18 protein-coding genes are annotated in these 22,062 nt (G+C 36.7%); 15 read left to right on the top strand and 3 right to left on the bottom strand.

The features are described from left to right. Positions 1-49 precede the first annotated feature (49 nt). The gene (locus tag AB8P06_RS15860; protein WP_369843217.1) at positions 50-211 is read right to left on the bottom strand and encodes a hypothetical protein; all 162 of its coding nucleotides are present in this window, start codon (positions 209-211) and stop codon (positions 50-52) included. A 215-nt stretch (positions 212-426) separates the two neighbouring features. Here AB8P06_RS15860 and AB8P06_RS15855 point away from each other — a divergent pair, with 215 nt between their 5' ends. Further along, positions 427-1,203 (top strand): hypothetical protein, encoded by a 777-nt coding sequence (locus AB8P06_RS15855; RefSeq protein WP_369843216.1) that lies wholly within the window; start codon positions 427-429, stop codon positions 1,201-1,203. A gap of 34 nt (positions 1,204-1,237) precedes the next feature. Here the strand turns inward: AB8P06_RS15855 and AB8P06_RS15850 are convergent, their stop codons facing one another. Together AB8P06_RS15850 and AB8P06_RS15845 are read right to left on the bottom strand one after the other, a co-directional pair. Further along, a complete protein-coding gene (locus AB8P06_RS15850) occupies positions 1,238-2,398 on the bottom strand; it encodes a GlmU family protein (RefSeq protein WP_369843214.1) in 1,161 nt (386 codons plus the stop codon). Positions 2,399-2,614: 216 nt separating this feature from the next. After that, complete coding sequence (locus tag AB8P06_RS15845) at positions 2,615-2,866, bottom strand: type B 50S ribosomal protein L31 (protein WP_002976190.1); 252 nt, start codon at positions 2,864-2,866, stop codon at positions 2,615-2,617. Between the two features lie 184 nt (positions 2,867-3,050). Here AB8P06_RS15845 and AB8P06_RS15840 point away from each other — a divergent pair, with 184 nt between their 5' ends. The 14 genes from AB8P06_RS15840 to AB8P06_RS15775 all read left to right on the top strand — a co-directional run bounded on the left by AB8P06_RS15840 (position 3,051) and on the right by AB8P06_RS15775 (position 21,853). Next, positions 3,051-4,457: a hypothetical protein gene (locus tag AB8P06_RS15840; RefSeq protein ID WP_369843212.1), complete on the top strand. Its 1,407-nt coding sequence runs from the start codon at positions 3,051-3,053 to the stop codon at positions 4,455-4,457. Next, complete coding sequence (locus tag AB8P06_RS15835; RefSeq protein ID WP_062162541.1) at positions 4,457-4,783, top strand: nucleotide pyrophosphohydrolase; 327 nt, start codon at positions 4,457-4,459, stop codon at positions 4,781-4,783. Before AB8P06_RS15840 ends, AB8P06_RS15835 begins: the two co-directional genes overlap by 1 nt. A 65-nt stretch (positions 4,784-4,848) precedes the next feature. Further along, positions 4,849-6,069 carry a 3-phosphoshikimate 1-carboxyvinyltransferase gene (locus AB8P06_RS15830; protein WP_369843211.1) on the top strand — a complete coding sequence of 407 codons (1,221 nt, stop codon included), beginning with the start codon at positions 4,849-4,851 and terminating at the stop codon, positions 6,067-6,069. Continuing rightward, positions 6,069-6,734: a hypothetical protein gene (locus tag AB8P06_RS15825; RefSeq protein ID WP_369843210.1), complete on the top strand. Its 666-nt coding sequence runs from the start codon at positions 6,069-6,071 to the stop codon at positions 6,732-6,734. The genes AB8P06_RS15830 and AB8P06_RS15825 overlap by 1 nt, the downstream gene beginning before the upstream one ends. Continuing rightward, positions 6,734-7,528 carry an SDR family oxidoreductase gene (locus AB8P06_RS15820; RefSeq protein WP_369843209.1) on the top strand — a complete coding sequence of 265 codons (795 nt, stop codon included), beginning with the start codon at positions 6,734-6,736 and terminating at the stop codon, positions 7,526-7,528. Before AB8P06_RS15825 ends, AB8P06_RS15820 begins: the two co-directional genes overlap by 1 nt. Before the next feature lie 20 nt (positions 7,529-7,548). Beyond that, the gene (locus AB8P06_RS15815; RefSeq protein WP_369843208.1) at positions 7,549-9,153 is read left to right on the top strand and encodes a BamA/TamA family outer membrane protein; all 1,605 of its coding nucleotides are present in this window, start codon (positions 7,549-7,551) and stop codon (positions 9,151-9,153) included. Positions 9,154-9,339: 186 nt separating this feature from the next. Beyond that, entirely contained in the window at positions 9,340-12,480 is a 3,141-nt protein-coding gene (locus tag AB8P06_RS15810) for a SusC/RagA family TonB-linked outer membrane protein (RefSeq protein WP_369843206.1), read from the top strand. 19 nt (positions 12,481-12,499) lie between these two features. Next, positions 12,500-13,975: a SusD/RagB family nutrient-binding outer membrane lipoprotein gene (locus tag AB8P06_RS15805; RefSeq protein WP_369843204.1), complete on the top strand. Its 1,476-nt coding sequence runs from the start codon at positions 12,500-12,502 to the stop codon at positions 13,973-13,975. Positions 13,976-14,058: 83 nt separating this feature from the next. Beyond that, positions 14,059-16,404 carry a phosphocholine-specific phospholipase C gene (locus AB8P06_RS15800; RefSeq protein WP_369843202.1) on the top strand — a complete coding sequence of 782 codons (2,346 nt, stop codon included), beginning with the start codon at positions 14,059-14,061 and terminating at the stop codon, positions 16,402-16,404. Between the two features lie 148 nt (positions 16,405-16,552). Then, positions 16,553-17,131 carry a hypothetical protein gene (locus AB8P06_RS15795; RefSeq protein WP_369843200.1) on the top strand — a complete coding sequence of 193 codons (579 nt, stop codon included), beginning with the start codon at positions 16,553-16,555 and terminating at the stop codon, positions 17,129-17,131. A gap of 100 nt (positions 17,132-17,231) precedes the next feature. Then, positions 17,232-18,032 (top strand): WxL protein host-binding domain-containing protein, encoded by an 801-nt coding sequence (locus AB8P06_RS15790; RefSeq protein ID WP_369843199.1) that lies wholly within the window; start codon positions 17,232-17,234, stop codon positions 18,030-18,032. Then, positions 18,025-20,778 (top strand): COG1470 family protein, encoded by a 2,754-nt coding sequence (locus AB8P06_RS15785; RefSeq protein WP_369843197.1) that lies wholly within the window; start codon positions 18,025-18,027, stop codon positions 20,776-20,778. Before AB8P06_RS15790 ends, AB8P06_RS15785 begins: the two co-directional genes overlap by 8 nt. After that, on the top strand, positions 20,775-21,311 hold the full coding sequence (locus AB8P06_RS15780; protein WP_369843196.1) for a hypothetical protein: 537 nt from the start codon (positions 20,775-20,777) through the stop codon (positions 21,309-21,311). The genes AB8P06_RS15785 and AB8P06_RS15780 overlap by 4 nt, the downstream gene beginning before the upstream one ends. Positions 21,312-21,322: 11 nt before the next feature. Beyond that, positions 21,323-21,853, top strand: a complete 531-nt coding sequence (locus AB8P06_RS15775) for a hypothetical protein (RefSeq protein ID WP_369843195.1) — start codon at positions 21,323-21,325, stop codon at positions 21,851-21,853. The last annotated feature ends 209 nt before the right edge of the window (positions 21,854-22,062 follow it).

Below are 22,062 nucleotides of genomic sequence, written 5' to 3'. Positions count from 1 at the left end.
GAATTGTATTACATCTTAAAATAAAAAAACTTCAAAAAAATTGAAGTTTCTATTTTTTATCGATATTTTCCACTTGGTGAAAATACAGTTTACTTTTATCGTTCTCAAAATTAGAATATGTTTTCTGAGATATATTAAAAACTTCTGCAAGGTTTTCCTGCGTAAAGTCTATACTGATTTCTGTTTCTTTCAGTTTTTCTCTTAAAATCATAGTAAAATGTATTTCATCAAAATTACATTTTTTTTCTTTTAGAAAAATGTTACTTTGAACAGTAAAATTATACTACGTTTCCTTATTTTTTTTAAACTTTCATATAATAATTGAAAAATTATATATTTAAGGGCTTTACTCAATCTTGAAAAGAAAAAACAATGATGAAAAACCAAATCAAAATCCAAAATCCCTGCCCCGAAAATTGGGAAAGTATGCAAAATTCTATCGAAGGAAAATTCTGTGAGAAATGTTCAAAATGTGTTATAGATTTTACAGATAAAACAGACAAACAAATTCAGAATATTTTCAAAAAAGCTGATGGAAAAGAAATCTGTGGAAGAATTTCTACAAGATCATTATCAATGGCTGCAACAGGAATTATTTTAATTACAAACCTCACTTTTGCTCAGGCTCAAACTAAAAATAATTTTGAAATCGCAACAGAACAAAAAGCTGTAAATATTATAAAAGTATCAGGAAAGCTTATCTTTAAAAGAACAAAAAAGGAAATACCTGATGCTGAAGTTTTCTTTATCTGTAAATCAAAATATATTAAGACAACAACCGATGAAAATGGAAATTTTGTTTTAGAAATACCCGATGAATTAATTAAAAGGAAAAACGTTTTATACTTTGATTTTGAAAAATTAAATAATGAAACGTATAAAAATCCCGACAGAGAAGCACCAAATCTAGTAAATGGAGATATTTATGAAAATACTTCAATCATTTTCAACAAAAATGAACAAATAGATAATAAAGAGTTTCAAATAGATTCACAGCATTCATATGTAGGCGGTGCTGTTATCATGTCAGAAAGACCTCCGGATTACTATTACTTCAATGGTAAGAACATCAGTGAAAGAAAATTTGAAAAGCTGAAAAAAGAAAATCCAAATTATCAATATTTCTTTTTTAAAAACAAAGAAGCTGAAATTATTTCAAGAAAAGATTATTTGAACAGTTTACAATTACTATACCCTAATTAAAAACAAAACTTCAGAAAATTCTGAGGTTTTGTTTTTAATAGGTATCAAAAATATATTTCAAAATAGCTTTATCATCATCTGTTAAAGGCACTTTTCTTCTTCCCATTGCTCTTTCTGCAACTTCATAGGCTTTATCCAGTTTAAATTTCTCATCGTCTTTAAATCCACCCCATGAAAAGTTCTCAATTAAATTGGGCGGGAAGCCTTCTTTAAAAATATTGGAAGCCACACCAATCACGGTTCCTGTATTCAATTGGGTATTGATGGCTGTTTTGGAATGATCACCCATAATCAGGCCGGCAAACTGTAATCCGGTATCTTCAAATGCTTTGGTTCTGTAATTCCAGAGTTTTACGTGGCTGTAATTGTTCTTAAGGTTTGAAGAGTTGGTATCGGCTCCGAAGTTACACCATTCCCCGATCACCGAATTTCCTACAAAGCCTTCATGCCCTTTGCTTGAATAGCCGAAAATGATAATATTATTAACCTCCCCTCCCACTTTACAATGAGGTCCGATTGTAGTAGCTCCGTAGATTTTCGAGCCCAGATTAAACTTAGATTCTTCTCCAAGTGTAATCGGACCACGAAGATTACAGCCTTCCATCACCTCGGCTTTTTTCCCGATATAGATTTTCCCGGTTTTGGTATTTAAAGTTGAAAATTCAATCTGTGCTCCTTCTTCTATGAACAGGTCTTTTTTATCACCTAAAAATCCGTTGGATGAAGAAAGCTCCTGTGAAACCCTCCCTTTAGTTAACAGATCAAAATCAAAATCAATAGCCTTGTCATTATAGGTAAACAAATCAGTCGGTTTTTTAAAGAAAACAAGCTTTTCTTTAATATCCGTCATTTTTTCAATCTGATTCAGAGAAAAGCCTTTCATATTGATTTTAGCAGCAATCAGCTCATCTTCATATACCAGAGCCTCTCCTTGCTTAAGATCTTTTATCTGCTGAATAACGGTTTCAGTCGGAAGAAAATTGGTTACTAAAAAAAGGCTTTCCTTCTCTTCCGGACTTTTAAATTTATTCTGAAGATAGTTTTCAGTAAAATAAGAAATTTCCGGATTGTCTAACAGCTTTTGCCATCTTTCGGAGAACGTAAGAATTCCGCATCGCATTTCTGCAACCGGACGTGTAAAAGTAAGCGGAAGGAAATCTTCCCAATACTGTGCATCTGAAAATACTAATTGCATTCTTATAGAAGTTAGAGGTTAGAGACTAGAAGTTAGAAGCTGAAAGCTGGAAGTTTAAAAATCATTAATAAACTTCTAATCTCAATCTCTTTTCTAGCCGAAAGCAAAAATACAAATACTGAAACGAACTTCTAATATCTAATTTTTAAATTCTATTAAATCAATAAAAAAGTCTCCCAATCACTTGGAAGACTTTAATATTTTATATTCAAAAAATTACTTAGCGAATTTTTTGTATTTGTTCATGAACTTATCAACTCTACCTGCAGTGTCAACTAATTTCACTTTACCAGTGTAGAAAGGGTGAGAAGTAGAAGAGATTTCCATTTTGATCAAAGGATATTCTTGTCCTTCATACTCGATAGTATCTTTCGTTTCTGCAGTAGATTTGCAAAGAAACACCTCGTCGTTACTCATATCTTTGAAAACAACAAGTCTATAATTTTCTGGGTGGATTCCGTTTTTCATAATACAATTGTTAAAAAAATTAAAGTTTTGCTTTCGAAATAGTAATGGATATTTCTCTGCTAATTTTAGGGTGCAAAAATACAATATTTTTTCTAATATCCAAATAGCTACCCAATATTTTTTGTTTAATAAGAAATTCAAAGTATTTTCGTTAAATTTGAAATCTATTTAAACTTTAATTTCGATGAAATTCAAATTATTACTGGCTTTTTCTTTCTGGATGCTTCTTGTAACGGTATCGTGTAATAAAGACGATATCAGTTTTGATGCTCCTTCACAGTCATTAAGATTTTCGACCGATACGGTATTTTGTGATACGGTTTATCATCAGGTTCGTTCTGAGACCTATGCTGTAAAAGTATATAATAATGAAGACAAGGATGTTTTAATTCCGAGAATCAATCTTGAAAAAGGGGCTGCATCTCTTTACAAAATCAATGTAGACGGAAAATCGGGATATGATTTTAAAGATGTTCCCTTAAGAAAAAAAGACAGCCTTTATATTTTTGTTGAAATTGCTCCGCAGGCTTCCGGGCCTGAAGCCATTGCTGAAGACCGTATTATTTTCAACAGTCCGGCAGGAGAACAGCATGTTACTTTATTTTCTGTAGTTCAGGATGCGGAATTTTTTATTCAGACTCCCAACAATCCGAATGTAATCAGCAATCATACGACGTGGACTAATGATAAGGCTAAAATTATTTATGGAGACCTGACCATTGATTCCAATATTACTCTGGATATCCAGCCCGGGACCAAAGTCTATTTCCATAAAAACAGCGGAATGAAGGTATCTTCAGGAGCTACCCTTAATATCAACGGTACTTTAAATAATGAAGTGGTCCTTCGTGGCGACAGGAACGACCCGAAATATGATACGATTCCGAAGAACTGGAACTCCATTAAAATGGATGCAGGTTCTACTCTTAATATGAATCATGCAAGACTTTTCGGAGGTACCCGGGGCCTGGAAATGAAACAGACGAATGCCACGATCAGCAATTCATTCATACACACCTTCCAGGAATATGGGATTTATGCTGTAGCTTCTACAGTCAACGCAAAAAATCTTGTGATGAACAATTGCGGTGAATCTTCTATCGGTATTTTCAAAGGGGGAACCCATAACTATACTCATTCTACAATCGCTAATTACTCTGATGTAATGGCCTCTTCCAACCGCAACGGGATTTTTGCCACCAACGAATGGCAGAACGAATCGGGTCAGGCTGAGCAGGGAGCATTACAGATCAGCTTAATCAACAGTATTGTGTATTCCGACCGGGATAATGCCGTAAATTTTGAGCAAACGCCGGGGCAGTTATTCAACTATCTGTTCCAGAACTGTTCACTGAAATATTCCGATACTTCTGAAGCCGGATTTAGTTTTGACAACAATAATAATGTGGAACTGTGTAGAAAGAATGAAGATCCTTTGTTTGTCAATTATTTTACAGCACACCTTAATTTAAGAGTAAAGCCTGATTCACCGGCAAGAAATAAAGGAAATGCTGCAGGTGCGACAAGTGTACCTTTTGACATTGTGAATGTATCAAGACCTTCTATCCCTACTCTCGGAGCTTATCAATAATGGAGATTACCAATTTACAGCAGCAGGTCGACGAATGGATAAAAACCATTGGGGTACGTTATTTTAATGAGCTTACCAATATGGCCATGCTTACAGAAGAAGTAGGTGAAGTTGCAAGAATTATCGCCAGAAGATATGGTGAGCAAAGTGAAAAAGAAAGTGATAAAAATAAAGACCTTGGCGAGGAACTGGCAGATGTACTGTTCGTTACCCTGTGTTTAGCCAATCAGACAGGAGTAAACCTGCAGGAAGCTTTCGACAGAAAAATGAAAATAAAAACTGATCGCGATAAAGACAGGCATCAGAATAATGAAAAGTTAAAATAGTTATAAGTTATGAATGATGAGTTATCAGTTAACTTATTCTGCTTATATAATGAAGTTAATATAAAATGAAGCTAGAAAAATCTAAATTAATCGGGGATAAAACAGTTCAGATCAGCGGTTCGAAAAGTATTTCGAATCGTTTGTTGATTTTGGAAAGTTTATTTAAAAATATACAAATCGGAAACCTTTCCAATTCTCAGGATACCCAACTGCTGAAAAAAGCATTAGCTGAGAATTCCGAAACGGTAGACATTCATCATGCAGGAACAGCCATGCGTTTCCTGACCTCATATTATTCAATTTCTGAAGGAAAAACAACCGTTCTTACGGGCTCCAAGAGAATGAAGGAAAGACCCATCAAAAATCTTGTCAGTGCATTAAGAGACCTTGGAGTTGAAATAGAATATATGGAAAATGAAGGTTTTCCGCCTTTGAAAATTACAGGAAGGAAAATCACAGAGAATAAGGTAGATGTTCCGGCTAATATTTCCAGCCAGTTTATCACTTCCCTGCTTCTTATTGCCGGAAAACTTGAAAATGGATTAAAAATCAACCTTGTCGGTGAAATAACTTCCAGGTCTTATATCGAAATGACCCTTGATATTTTAACAAGATTCGGAATTAAAAACAGCTTTGAAGGCAATACAATTTCCGTTGAGAAGTTTGATGAAAATATTAAAACGGATACCTTCGAAGTGGAAAGTGACTGGAGCTCCGCCTCCTATTTCTATTCATTCTGTGCCATAGGAAGAGAAACCATTCACCTGAAAAGTTTTTACAAAGCATCTACACAGGGAGATTCTGCGAGTGCAAAAATTTATGAGAAGTTCTTTGGAATTACCACTACTTTCTCTGAAAATGAGCATAAAATCACGTTGCAACCTGATCCCGATTTTTCATTTCCGGAAAAAATCGTCCTGGATATGAATGATTGTCCGGACATTGCCCAAACGCTTTGTGTGACAGCTGCAGCTTTACAGATCCCGTTTGAGATTTCAGGGCTGGGAACTTTAAAAGTAAAGGAAACCGACAGGCTGCAGGCTTTACAGAATGAATTGAAAAAACTCGGTACGGAAACCGAAATCACAGATTTAACGATTCAATCGACTCAGTTTAAAGAAGCAGAAGAAAATATTTCGATCAGAACCTATCAGGATCATAGAATGGCCATGAGCTTTGCTCCGTTTTGCCTTATCAAAGAACTGAATATTGAAGATGAAGACGTTGTTGAAAAATCATATCCAAAATTCTGGAAAGATCTTTCCGAAGTATTAAATAAGGAGTAATGAAAAACTTCTTTTCCTTTTTAGCATTTTTACTGATCCCTTTCTTTCATGCCCAGGACCTGAAAGATTTTATTGTTCCTGAGGGCTATACCAGGCTTTCTGAAACAAAAGGTGATCTGGATAAAGATGGTAAAAATGAAGTGGTCATCTTATTGAATACAAAAAACAAAAAAGACACGGAAGGCTATCAGAGAGTACTTTATATTTTAAAGAACAGCAACGGAAAACTGAAAATCTGGAAAGAAAACTTCAGTATTATTTTTCCGAGCGATTACGGTTTTTATCCGGAAAACAACGAACTTCCTGAGATTACCATCAAAAATAACTGTCTGATTATTTCGCAACAGTTTAATACCAATTCAAGACATACCCAGACGTACACTCATACATTCAGGTTTCAGAATAATGATTTTTTCCTGATAGGATCTGTCAGTAAGTTTGACGATACCTGTGAGTTTAATATTCTGAATGAAATTAATTTTTCAACCGGAAAGGTAATTGTGGATGAACAGTATTTTCCATGTGCCGACGGAGAGGCAGCTCCGGCAAAAAATTTCTATAAAGAATTTAAGTATCCGTTCAAAACACTGACAAAAATGAATAATTTTACGGTCGGAGAAAATTCATATAAAATTCCTAATTCAGATAAATATTTTAATTTCTAATGTCAAAAACGATCATCATCACAGGAACCTCATCTGGAATCGGCTTTGTACTTGCCGAATATTTCGGGAAGAAAGGCCATAAAGTCTACGGTTTAAGCAGAAAACATACTGAAAGCCGGTATTTCAGATCTATCCCGACTGATGTTACCGATAATGATGCGGTGCAGCAAGCCATTGCAGAAGTTTTAAAAACCGAAACAAGGATTGATGTTCTGATCAATAATGCCGGAATGGGAATGGTAGGTGCTGTGGAAGATTCTGCAAAGGAAGATATTTTAAAGCTGTTCAACCTTAATCTTGTGGGAGCTGTTCAGATGATGAGTGCGGTTTTGCCGAAAATGAGGGAACATCAATTCGGGCAGATCATTAATGTTTCAAGTATCGGAAGTGAAATGGGACTTCCTTTCCGTGGATTTTATTCTGCCTCAAAATCCGCTTTGGATAAAGTGACGGAAGCGATGCGCTATGAAGTCTATCCATGGAATATCAATGTCTGCTCGCTTCATTTGGGCGACATAAAAACCAATATTGCTGAAAACAGGGTGAGAACAAAGGTTTCAGATCCTTACAAAACTATTTTTGACAAGGTCTATTCGCTGATGAACTCTCATGTCGGAGACGGTACCGAACCTTTTGAAGTGGCTGAATATGTAGACCGTCTTCTCCATAAAAACAAATGGAAAGCCCATTATTATTTTGGTAAATTCGGGCAGAAAATAGGTGTTCCTTTGAAATGGATTCTTCCGCAGGGAACTTATGAAAATTTAATGAAGAAATATAATAAACTGGATTAAATCCTGTTGTTAAAAGAAGTTTGAAATTATTCCTGAACATATTTTTCGTACTGTTTTGCGTTTTTACCCAAGCGCAGAAAAAGGAATATTGGCTTATTGATATTCAGACCAACCAGAAGAAAAAAGTGAAGGATTCCACTTCTGCAGTGAAGTTTCTGGATTCCCTGGCACAAAGCAATTATTTCTTTACACAGCTTAAAGATGTAAAAGTAGATGGAGATAAAACAGAAATCTCCTACGACAAAGGCAAAAACTTCAATGAAACATATGTCAATCTTTCTGATTCTATCAGTCATAAATTAAAAATCCAGAAAGATTTTTTCACTAAAAACTTAGACTCAACCAAGAAGAGCATTAATAAAAAATACATTGACGACGGATATTCTTTCAGCCGTCTCAAATCCAAATATAAAGGGCAGAAAAACGGCTATCCGGTTGTAGAGCTGGAAATCAATAAAAATGACAAAAGAACAATTGATGGTTTTGTTGTAAAAGGCTATACCAGTGTTCCCAAGAGATTTATGAAAAATCTTGAAAAAGAATTTAAAGGTAAAACCTACGATGATAAAAATCTTCTGGCTATCAATAAAACCTTTCAGAGCCATCCGTTTATTACTCTGGAACGTCAGCCACAAACCTTATTCACCAAAGATTCTACCCAGATCTATCTTTTCATGGAAAAGAAAAAGACCAATACTTTTGACGGGGTAATAGGTTTCGGAAATGATAAAACGGATAAATTTACTTTAAACGGAACCCTGAATGTCAACTTCAAAAATATGTTCAACGGTTTTGAAGCCATTAATCTGTACTGGCAGAGAAACCCGGATAAAGGGCAGACTTTCGACCTGCAAACCGATATCCCATACCTTTTCAAATCGAATGTTGGTTTGAATATGAAAGTAAATATCTTCCGGCAGGATTCTACTTTTGCGAATGTAAAAATGCTTCCTGCATTCTATTATCATATCAATAACCGTAATAAAGTCGGTTTCAGGGGAACTTTTGAAACATCCAGCATCATTGATACTTTATATGTTCAGGGTAAGGATTATAACAAAAAAGGAATCGGGATCTGGTATGAAATGACAGAACCTACAGATATTGACCTTTTCCTTTATAAGACGAGGATCAATGCGGGATATGATTTTCTTACGACTACTTATACCGCGAATAATGTAAAGGCCAACCAAAACCAGTTCTACTTCTTTGGGGAACACAATTACCATATTTCGGGGAACCATTTTCTCAATATAAAAGCGGAAGGCGCCATGATGGATTCTAAAATCGAGTTTTCAGCCAATGAATTATACCGTTTTGGGGGCTGGAATTCCATGCGGGGGTTCAATGAAAATTCTCTCGCCGCCGACTTTTACTATTACGGAAGTCTGGAATACCGGTACCTGATCGGGAACCAGGCCTTTTTTGATGTCTTCGGGCAATATGGCCAGCTCAATAATAAATCGTTAAATGTAAAGCCCAAGCTCTACAGTGTCGGGCTCGGCTTCAATTTCTTTATCCCGATAGGGCTGATGAGTTTCCAGCTTTCCAATGGTAATGAATTCGGGAATCCATTTAAATTCAATGATATCAAAATACATTGGGGAATCCTGAGCAGATTCTAGCAAAAAAAGTACGTATACCTACTTATTATCCTATTTAAAATAAAGCAAAAAATGTGGTATATGCTGCATTTTCCGCTTTATAATTTTATTAATTTTTCCCGGAGTCCATTGCCGAAATGATATTTTTATTTTAATACATCATTAAACTACAGGTAACAATACACGGCTAAATTTGCTCTCAAAAAAATGAAGAAGACTTTAGCTACTTTTGCGATTTTTTTGCTCCCCCTTTATTTAACTGCCCAGGAAATTAATATTTCCGGAAATGTAAAATCCGAAAATGGTACCAGTGTATCCGGTGTGAATGTTACTGATAAAAATACCGGGAAGTCAGCGACTACTGATGAAAACGGAAATTTTACCATTACAGCCAATCCAAAGGATATTCTTGAATTTTTCTCTCCTGATTATTCGGTGTACAGTGTAGAAGTTTCTTCTAAAAGACAATATTCCATTGTTTTAAAGAAGGTGAATGAAAAGCAGCTTGAGGGTGTGGTAATTACCGCTTTGGGAATTGCTAAAAAGAAGGAGAAAATCGGCTATTCTACTCAGGAAGTCAATACAAAACAGTTTGAAACCATCACCACTCCTAGTATAGGAAATTTATTTTCAGGACAGGTAGCGGGACTCAATGTTTCCAATCCTACGGGAATGCAGCAGGCACCTGAATTTACCCTGAGAGGAAACTCCAACCTGGTATTTGTGATCGACGGGGTTATTGTAGAAAAAGCTGTTTTCCAGAACTTAGATCCTAATAATATTGAGAACATCAACGTTCTGAAAGGAGCAACCGCTTCTGCATTATATGGCTCCAGAGGTAGATACGGAGCCGTTTTAATTACTACAAAAAGTGCTAAAAAGAAAGGGTTTACCGTAGAGTTTTCACAAAATGTGATGGTAACCGGTGGTTTTACCAATCTTCCTAGAACCCAGACCGAATATGGAAACGGCTCCCACGGACAGTACGAATTCTGGGACGGCGCAGACGGTGGTGTGAATGACGGTGATATGATCTGGGGACCAAAATTTGTTCCGGGATTGAAAATTGCCCAATGGAACAGCCCGATCAGGGATAAAGTAACAGGAAAGGTCATTCCTTGGTACGGAACTGTCGCAGGAAGCCAGTACAACGATAAATCAAGATACGAAAGAGTTCCTATCGACTGGGAATATCATGATAACTTAAGCACTTTCTTAAAGCCTGCCATAATCAACAATAATAATTTTTCGATAAGCTATAAGAACAATAAAGATATCTACAGGCTTTCCGGAAACTTCATGAATTATGATGACCGTGTTCCGGATTCTTATTTACAGCGTTACGGGATTAATTTCTCTTCGGAAAATCATCTGGGCGAAAAATTGATTTTTGATACGAAGTTTAATTTCAACCAGACTTTTACTCCTAATATTCCTAATTACGATTATAACCCAAGCGGGCACATGTACACCATTCTGATCTGGATGGGTGGGGATGTCAACGGAAAAGATCTTAAATCTCATATGTGGGTTCCCGGAAAAGAAGGAACGGTACAGGCCAACTGGAACTATGCATGGTACAACAACCCCTGGTTTGGAGCAAATTATTATAAAAATCAGAACAGAACCAACGTTATCAATGCTCAAACCGGCTTAGAATATAAAGCAACGAAAGATTTCTCGGTAAAAGGTAAAATATCGATCGTTGAAAACCATAACAAGCAGGAGATTTTAAGTCCGTATTCTTATTTCAATTACAGCGCACCGAGAAGTGGCGGGTATATCCTGAATGATACCAAAACATGGAATTTAAACTATGATGTTTTAGCAACATATAAAAAGAAAATTTCTGATAATTTTGATTTCACCATCAATGCCGGAGGTTCTGCCTTCTATTATAAAAACGATATTGACAATGCTTCTACAGACGGTTTGAAAATACCTGAGCTGTATAACCTTGACAACTCTATCGGAGCCGTAAAATATTATGATTATTTAAAGGAAAAACTGATCTACAGTGCTTATTCCACAATTGATATCGGATTGTACAATGCTTTTTTCATAAACGTTTCCGGACGTAATGACTGGTCTTCTACCCTTCCGAAAGCCAACAGGTCATACTTCTATCCTTCTGCCTCTTTAAGCGCAGTGATCTCAAACCTTATTAAAATGCCGGAAGCTATCGATATGTTAAAATTATCAGCTTCATGGGCAAAAGTAGCATATGATTTCCAACCCTATTCGATCAGGAATTATTATCTGAACAACGGCGGAGTTACGTACAACGGAAATCCTACTTATTATTACCCGACAACACTGAATTATGAAAACTCTTTAAAGCCGGAACAAACTAAATCTTATGAATTGGGATTGAGTGCAGGATTATTCAAAAACGGGGTTACCTTGGATGCTACGTATTTCAGGACCTTAGACTATAATAACATCCTTCAGTTCCCAAGTACAGAATCATCAGGTTTCACCTCCCAATATGTAAACGGTAACGAATACACCACACAGGGTCTCGAAATCTCATTGGGATTGGTACCTGTAAAAACAGATAAGTTTACATGGAGATCTTTGATCAACTGGAGTACTTACGAACAGAAGCTGACTTCTATTTATCAGGATATGCCTAATTATAATAATATTAAGCTGGGCGAAAGAATGGACAGCTATTATGATTATACATGGCAGAAATCCCCGGACGGAAAAGTCATCCTTAACGCTGAAACAGGAATGCCGACAAGAGCTACCACACCAACTAATTTAGGACATTTCAATCCGGACTGGACGTTTGGCTTTAACAACACTTTCAAATACAAAAAATTAAGTTTAAATATCGGTATCGACGGAAGCATCGGCGGAGTAATGAGATCTCAGGTAGTCGAAAAAATGTGGTGGGGCGGAAAACATCCGAACTCTACAGCATACAGAGATCTTGAATATGCCAATCCGGGAACTTATTATTTCGTACCGGATGGGGTAAATTATAATGCAGCAACAGGAACTTATACGCCACACACCAAAGCGATCAGCTTCCAGGACTGGGCACAGAATTATCCTTATCAGGCAAGAGTAACGGAAGATGAAAGTGAATTGTTTGCGAATGTATTTGACAGGACGTTTGTAAAGCTGAGATCTGTAGTCCTTGAGTACGATTTTTCTTACCTGCTGAATCCGAAAGGAATGGTGAAAAGCTTCACTGCAAACATTTCAGGATACAACCTTGCCATGTGGAAAAAATCTAAAAACCTTTATTCCGATCCTGATTACAAAATCGGAACCGGAAATGATATCCAGGACCCGTCGAGCAGATGGTTTGGAGTTGGATTTAATCTTAAATTTTAATTAAAAGCAGTTTAATCAAATGAAAAATATTATAAAATCAGTATTTGTTGCAGGAATATTTGCATTGACTTCATGCGAATCCAATCTTGATACCATCAACGAAAACCCAAATGACCAGGCAAGCATTGATCCTAAATTCCTTTTAACATATGTTTCAAAATCCGCGTTCCAGGTGAATGGTGATAATATGTATGCTTCAAGAATGATGATCGGTACCGACGGAGAAAATGTATACCAGTACATGAAATGGAATGATGCCTCTTTTGGTGTTTATACATCAGGCCTTCTGAATACGGTGAAAATGATGCAGGAAGCCGAAAAGATCAATAATAAAAATTACGTGGCAATCGGTAAATTTTACAGAGCTTATCATTTTTTCAATTTAAGTTTAAAATTCGGAAGCATTCCTTATTCTGAAGCCGTAAAAGGGGAATCAGGAATTACCCAGCCGAAATACGACAGCCAGGAAACAGTGATGGCCGGAATCTTAACCGAATTAAAAGAAGCCAATGACCTTATCAATGCCAATGATAAAATAGAAGGTGACATTATTTTTAATGGTGACGCCTCTAAATGGAAAAAGCTGATCAATTCTTTCCGTCTGAAAATTTTAATCAGCCTTTCTAAAAAAACAACGGTAGGAAGCTACAATATCGCAACAGAATTTGCTTCTATCGCAGGAAGCCAGCCCTTAATGAACGCCATTACAGATAACGGTGAGCTTAAATTTGCCGATGCTGCAGACAGCAGATATACGATGTTCAATAACAGTGGTTACGGTTCAAGTTTATACATGGCCAATTATTTTATCAATTTCTTTAAAGACAGACAGGATCCTCGTTTATTCACCTTTGCAGCACAAACTACTGCAGCAAAAGAAGCAGGAAAACCTGTTACGGATTTTACAGGATACAACGGTGGAAATCCTACATCTCCTTATTCTGACAACGCAGCTTTGGTAGCCGCCAAGAATATTTCCAAAGTAAACGACCGGTTTTATAAGGATGCAACCAATGAGCCTTCTTCGGTATTGAGCTATTCGGAATTAGAATTTATTTTAGCGGAAGCCACGGCAAGAGGATGGATTTCAGGATCTGCAAAAACACATTATGACAACGCCATCAAAGCAAGCTTCACTTTTTATCAGACCTATGTAAAAAATCCGGGACAATATTTCACAGGATTTGATGTGACCCAGTACTTAACTAAATCTTTAGTTGTTTATGATAATTCAGCCCCGCTGGCTACTCAACTGGAAAAAATCATGACCCAGAAATACATGACCATGTTCCATCAGTCACAGTGGACCTCTTATTACGATTATCTGAGAACCGGATATCCTAATTATCCTTTACAGACCGGAGTTTCTGCACCATACAGGTTCAGATACCCACAAGCAGAATACAACTATAACAGCATCAATTTAAAAGCTGCACTCGCAACACAGTACGGCGGAACTGATAATATCAATTCCAAACCATGGTGGCTGCAATAAAAATCTAACTTTTTACTATATTCAAAGAGAAATCGCAGGAGAATAACTATTATCTTGCGGTTTCTTTCCTATTATTATTTATTATGAAAAGAAGAGAATTTTTAGAAAAATCAGGGCTGTTATTAGCAGGACTGGGAACGTCAAGTGTTTTACATCCTTCTATTCTGAAGGCATTAACGATAGAGCCTGCTGCTCAGTCTACTTTTTATGATGCGGAACATGTCGTGATCTTAATGCAGGAAAACCGTTCCTTCGACCACGCTTTCGGCTCGCTTAAAGGAGTACGCGGCTTTCTGGATAAGAGAGCTTTTACAAAACAGGACGGGCATTCCGTTTTTTTCCAGAAAAATGATACCGGGAAATATGCTTCTCCTGCCCGTTTGGATTTAAGAAATACAAAATCTACCTGGATGAGCTCACTTCCTCATTCATGGTCTGATCAGCAAAAAGCTTTAAATAAGGGCAAATATGATCAGTGGCTGCAGGCAAAAGCATCAGGAAATAAAGATTATAAAGATATTCCGCTGACGTTGGGATATTACAACCGTGAAGATCTACCTTTTTATTATCAGCTGGCAGATGCCTTCACCATTTTTGACCAGTATTTTTGTTCTTCACTGACAGGAACAACACCCAACAGGCTTTTCCTTTGGTCCGGAACTATTCGAGAGCAGAAAAATGGCAAAGCAAAAGCAAATGTTTTTAATGAAAATATTGATTATGATAAAAACCATCAGGCAAGATGGAAAAGTTTCCCTGAAATATTAGAAGAACAAAATGTTTCGTGGAAAATTTATCAGAATGAAATCAGCTTACCCAAAGGGATGTCCGGGGAGCAGGAAGCCTGGTTAAGCAATTTTACGGATAACCCGATTGAGTGGTTTTCCAACTTCAATGTAAAATTTTCAAAAGGATATCATAAAAATATTCCCAATATCATTGCTTACCTGAAGCAGGAAATTGAAAAAAATCCGAAACAGAAGGAAAGACTGGAAAATATGATTGCAGAACTTGCGGAAGATCAGGTGAAGTATCATCCCGATAATTATTCAAAGCTTTCCCAAAAAGAAAAAAATCTGCATGAAAAAGCATTCACCACCAACTCCGGAGATCCTGAATACTGGAATCTGGAAATCGGAAATGATGAGCATGGAGAAAAATTAGTCGTGCCTAAAGGTGATGTCTTATTCCAGTTTCGTAAAGATGTGGAAGAGAAAAAGCTGCCTTTGGTGTCATGGTTGGTTGCTCCGGAACATTTCTCGGATCATCCCGGTTCACCATGGTATGGAGCCTGGTATATTTCAGAAGTTTTAAATATTCTGACCAAAGATCCTGAAACCTGGAAAAAGACCATTTTTATAATCAATTACGATGAAAATGACGGCTATTTTGACCATGTCCTGCCTTTTGCACCGCCGTTAAACCCCAACCAGCCTGTTGATATGAACGGGAAAGAAGGAGCCGAATATGTCAACAAAAGCCAGGAATATATGTCAGTTCTTCCGTTGAAAGATCATGAACGGATTGAAGGAACGGTAGGATTGGGATACAGAGTTCCAATGATTATTGCATCTCCGTGGACTAAGGGAGGTTTTGTTAATTCCGAGGTTTCGGATCACACTTCTGTGCTTCAGTTTCTTGAAAAATTTATACAGAAAAAATTCAGTAAAGATGTTAGTATTGATAATATCAGTGACTGGAGACGCGCGATCTGTGGTGATCTCACTTCTGCCTTTAATGCTTCCAGTGTGAAAGCTCTGCAAATGGATTATTTAAATCAGAAAGATTATGCGAAAATAATTAATGCTGCGAAAAATAAACCCGTCCCTGATCTGAAATGGTATTCTGAAAATGAATTGCATAATGATTTACTGGAAATTCAGGAGCGGGGAATGAAACCTTCCAATGCGTTGCCATATGATTTCCTCGTTAATTTAGAGAACGGGCATATTAAAATGGTTAATCTGAAAGACGCAGGAATTCCATTATTGATTTATGACAGAACACAGTTTGATGGTGAAAATTATCACTTCTCCTATGCTTTATATTCAAAACAGGAATTATCTCACACTGTAAGTTCCGGCCGTTATGACTATGAAGTTTTTGGTCCCAATGGCTTTTACAGAAATTTCAAAGGCGATCATCAGCCTGAACCGGAAATCAGATTACTGAATGATACCCGGAAAAATGAAATTCATTTGATGATAAAAAAGAATACGAAAGAAAATATAAACATCAGCCTGGAAAATCTGTATGAAAAAAGTCAGAAGAAGATTGCTGTCAATCAATCCGAAGAGAAAATCATTATTAATCTCGCTACAACTAAAGGCTGGTATGATATCAAAATACACTCTGAAAAAAACAGCTGGCATTTTTCAGGAAGGATAGAGACGGGAAAACCCTCTACCTCTGATCCGCATTGGGCATAATATATTTCAATGTTTCAAAATAAATCTAAGCCTTATCTCTGTGTAAGGCTTTTGTTTTTATAAATGTTAATGTTTTGCATTTTAACATAAAAATTTTTAGCCTTTATCTATTTTTTATTAATTTCACTCTACAAAACTACAACCAACCATGAAAAAACTAAAACTAAACTTACCCCTGTCTTTAGTGGCATTAGCCGTTTCTGCTTATGTACACGCTCAGGACACCAACACGGATAATCATACGATTGGCATTACCGTTCCGGAGGTTGCACTGGTAGATATTGAACCTGCTGCCAGCAAAAACATCACTTTAGGTTTTACCGCTCCTACAGAAGCCGGTCTTCCTATCGTTCCTACAGCTACCAATACTACACTTTGGCTCAATTATTCATCTATTAAATCTGTTGCAGATGCTACCCGTAATGTCTCTGTAAAATTGGATGCCTTAATTCCGGGAGTTGATATCAATGTTACCGCTGCTGCAGCTACAGGTGCAGGTGGTGGAACATTAGGTACTCCTTCTGCCCAATTAACATTGAGTGCAGCGGATCAAACGATCATTTCAGGGATCGGCAGTGCTTATACGGGAGATGGAGCCAATAACGGCCATCATCTTACCTATGCCTTGGCTGCAGGGAGCGGGCCCGGTGGTGTAGCTGCCTATGCGGATCTGGAAGCCACAACTACAGCTGTAGCTACTGTTACCTACACCATTTCGGATAATTAGAATCTGAACAACCCGACCTTAAGTAAATAAGGAGAAATTGTTTATCAGTTTCTTCTTTATTTTCTGCTGCCTTATTTTAAACTCAAAACTTTACATAAAAATGATAAAGCGTATTTTCTTTTTTATTACCCTTATTTTACCTTTTGCTCTTATACAGGCGGGTATTGTGATCCTTAACGGCCTTACCCATAATTATAAAGTGGAAAACGGACAGGTTTATAAAGGAAAGATAGCAATAGAAAATACAGACAACAAACCGCAAAATGTAAAAATATTTTTACAGGATTTTACTTATCATGCGGATGGCTCGATCAATTTTACTGCTCCCCATACGAATGATAAGACCAATGCAGACTGGATTAAGCTTAACACCAATTTTTTGACGTTAAAAGCCAAGGAAAAAACTGAAGTGTATTATGAGATCACCATTCCCAATCAGGTAGCCAGACCGGGCAGTTATTGGAGCGTGATCATCGTTGAGCCCGTAGAAGATGTAAAGCCTAACGAGAATAAAGACGGGGTGAATATCACATCCATCGTCCGGTATGCAATCCAGGTGATTACCGATTATAATTCGGAAAATATAAAGCCGGATCTTAAGTTTGAAAGTGTAAAAATTGATAAAGAGGAAGGCAGGCACATCGCGAAAGTCGCAATAGCCAATAGAGGTGAAATTTATTGTAAACCGACAGCAGCTATTGAAATATACAACCGCAAAAACGGACAGAAAATAGGAAGTTTTTCCAGCCAGGCTATGGGATTATTACCTGAAACATCCAAATCATTTCACATTGATATCAGCAAAATACCTCCCGATAAGTACAATGCAGTAATCATAGCCACTGATGAAGATGAAAACGCTTTTGCTCTCAATGTGGAACTAGAAGTAAAGAATGATTAAAAATTGGGCACTATATCTTATCATACTATTCCCAGTACTTATTTTTTCTCAACAACCTAAAGAATTTGTCAGCAAAAAAGATAGTCTACTGCCGGGAATATCCACTTCTATTTCTTTTACAATAGAAAACAGGACTTCTGAGAATAAAATTTATGATATCCGGATTGAAACTTCGGATTCATTTATCATTCCCATTATTACAAAAAATGAATTTTCAGTGCCTGCAGGAGAAAGTGCTGTTTATATTGTTCCATTAAGAATTGCCTCTGAAGCTCCACAGGGAAAATATACCATAAAATTATACGGAACCGGGAAAACTGACAATGAACAGATTATCAAATTTTCAGAAATCATCATTTCCGGAAACAGAAAGATTTCCCTGACAGCAATAGATTTTCCGGAATTTGTAAAAGCAGGAGAAACGATTAAAGCTTCTTTCCTTTTAAAAAACAATGGAAATGTGACAGAAAACCTGATACTGGAAAGTAAAAATGCAATTGTAGACCATGATGCTTCATTGAGCTTACCGCCAGGTGAAACAAAAATAATTACCATCAGTAAAAATACAAGCCCGGATTTGGGAAAGAATGAATATCAGAACCTGAACTTATCGGTTTATTCACCCGACAATCCGACAGAAAATCAGAGTGCTTACACAAGTACAAAGATCATTGCCGTTAAACCCGTTGAAGACGACATCTATCACCGCTTACCTGTTTCAGCTTCCTTAGCATTCATCGGAATGAAAAACAGAGGCGATTATAAGGATGGCTTTCAGGGTGAGCTTTACGGTAAAGGCAGCTTAGACAAAGAAAATAAAGGCCAGCTTGAATTCCATGCTGTAACTAAAAACCCGGTGGAATTTAATTCTTTTACAAAATATGAGGAATATTTTATCAATTACAGACGTGATGAATTTTTCATTCATTTAGGGGATAAAAACTATTCATCTTCTTATCTGACAGAATTTGCCCGGTATGGACGCGGAGCAGAAATCCGTTACAATTTCAATAAAATAAGTTTAGGCGGTTTTTATAATCATCCGAGATTTTTCCGCGATATTAAAGATGAATTTAATGTATATTCTACCTTTAAGCTTAATAAAGAATCTGAAATTACAGCTGGATATTTATATAAAATCCCTAGACAGGACGAAATCAGCTACAGTTTTAACGGAATGAAGCTGGATTCGAATGCCCATCTTCCTTATGCAGCAGGAAAATTCAAGATCAACAAAAACATTGATGTTTCCGGTGAAATAGCGTACAGCAAAACAGATAAGACAGAAGGAAATGCTTATATGCTGCAGGTTTTGGGAAATTTTGAAAAAATTAACGGAAGTATGATGTATATGAGAGCAAGTCCTCAGTTTTCAGGATATTTCTCCAATACAAGTACATTTAATGGTAACCTGCAATATAAAATATTAAAAAAACTGAGTGTGTTCGCCAACTATGTTCAGGACGCCCGGAATTTCCAAAGAGATACTTTATACCTCGCGGCACCTTACAGAAAGTTCTTTCAATATGGTATCAGCTACAGGTATCTGAAAACCGGAACGATTATGATTTATAACGGATATCAACGATATGAAGACCGCCTCGAACCCAGAGAATTTGATTATAATGAAAAGTTTTTCAGAATAAGCATCGATCAGCAATTAGGAATTTTTCAACTGAATATGGAAAGTCAGTTTGGCAATACGAATAATTATCTGACAGGATTTTCCGGAAATTCAAGTTTTTATACCATTAATCTGGGCTTTGAAAAATTTAAAACTTCTTTCAATATGTATGGAAGTTATGCCATCACTTCACGATACCAGCTGCAGAATCAGAAACAATTTTATTATGGAGCCCGTGTAATGAGCAGGTTTTCTTCCAAAACGTTCCTGAGCATTTTTTATCAGAATAATTATATGCCTGAAGAATATTTTAATGACCGAAATCTTTTTGAGCTTCTTTTTCATCAGCAGCTTTTTCAGGGACATGAATTTGATGTATCCGGAAGATATACCTTACAAAGAGGAGAATTGGGAAATAAAGATTTTATATTTTCTCTGCGCTACACATGGCACCTGAATGTACCCGTACAAAAAATTGCAGAATACACTACTTTATCGGGAAACATTAGTAATATAGGTGTAAATAAAGTGGATGGAGTAAGATTAATGCTTGGAAATCATCTTTCAGTTACTGATAAGAGCGGAAATTTTATGTTTAAAAATATTGTTCCGGGAGATTATTTGCTTGAAATAGATAGGTCAACAACAGAAATTAATGATATTTCTGATATTACTTTGCCAGCTTCAGTATTACTGACCGATAAGGATAATATTTTTAATTTCGGCTTAACGACTGCTGCAGGTATTCAGGGACATATTGAATTTAATGAAGCTCCCGGGAATAATCAGTTGAGTTTTGCCCAATTTCAACTCAAAAAGGAAAAGAAGAAAAGAGAAAGTATCATTCTAGAAGCATCCAATGGCGAGCAGACTTACAGGAAAATAGCTTTTATAGGAGATGTTTTTGATTTCACTTATTTACGTCCGGGAGATTGGACTGTAAAAATATACAGAAACGGGCTGGACAAACGCTATAAAATTTCAATGGATGTCTTTCATTTTACTTTAAAGCCTTCCGAGATTAAAAATTTAACCATCAATGTTGTGAAGCAGCAATCGGAAATTAAATACCAGCAGGAAAGTATAAAAGTAGGATACAATGAACTCAAAAAGAAAAAATGAAGAAAGCTAATCAGATATTATTTACGGTTTGCTTTATATTATCCTGTAAAGTATTTCCACAAACAACGGGAAGCAGGACCGTTTCCGTAACACTTCCGGTTGTTACATTACTGGATGTTGAGCCTACGGGAAGTATTAGCTTAAATTTCGCTGCTCCTACTGATGCGGGAAGACCAGTTATAAACCCATCTGCGAATACGACCAAATGGATCAATTACACTTCAGCCATTAATTCCGGAGGACTTACCAGAAGGGTTACAGCTTCCGTTAATCAGATTATTCCCGGCATTGATATAAAACTGCAGGCTGCTGCTGCTTCCGGAGCCGGAGGAGGTACTTTAGGCACACCTTCAGCGCAAGTAACTCTTACTACCACCCCGATTACCATTATAAGTGGAATTGGCGGAGCATTTACAGGAAATGGTGCCAATAACGGCCACCGTCTGACCATTACACTGGTTCCTAATACCTATTCCAATTTATCTGCCCGTACGAATACTCAGGTTGCTATTACCTATACCATCACCGAATAAATAAAATTAAGATGAAATCTAACAGCTGCTTTTTACAAAAGAAATTCCTTCATAAAAAATGTATGATTCTTATTCTTCTGATCGTATTCGGTGGTCTGTTTAAAGCACAACGAACATTGACGGTTGGAGGGACAAACTGGACCGTTACAATACCTTCTATTACTGAAGCCGGAAGTAATTATGCCGGAACTTATGAAAGTGCAACCAACCAGATTCTATTGGCTGCCAGTGTCCCGTTATTATTGGGTAACGCAAAGGTCTCTGTACATTATCAGGCTAATCCTACATGGCATAATTCCCTGGTTTTATCAGCTAAAAGAACCGGAGATGGAACTACTGCCTGCGTATTGTGTACCATAAGCGGAGGGACGACTTATCAAACGCTTACTCTCACTGATGTTGAATTATTCAGAATTACGGCAACTTTAGCTTTGGCGGCTTATTCTAATATTCCGATCCAGTTACAACTGAGTGGTGTATCGGTAACGATTCCTGCAGCAACGTATCAGAGTAGTGTTGTTTTTACGATAAGTTCAATTTGAATTAAGTTGAGAGATGATGGTTGAGAGTTGAGAGAAAGAGCAGAACTAAATATAATAGATAAGTGATAATTGATAAATAATCATTGATAAGAGATGATTGACAATGATTCGGAGTGTGGCTATTCCCTACTACCTACTACCTATTTCCTATCACCTATTCTCCTATATGTATACAACAAAAAAAGTCTCACACAAAACTGTATGAGACT

Origin of the sequence: Chryseobacterium tongliaonense (genome assembly GCF_041224435.1) — a bacterium.
Taxonomy (GTDB): domain Bacteria; phylum Bacteroidota; class Bacteroidia; order Flavobacteriales; family Weeksellaceae; genus Chryseobacterium; species Chryseobacterium tongliaoense.
This window is presented reverse-complemented; position numbering and strand designations above follow the sequence as displayed.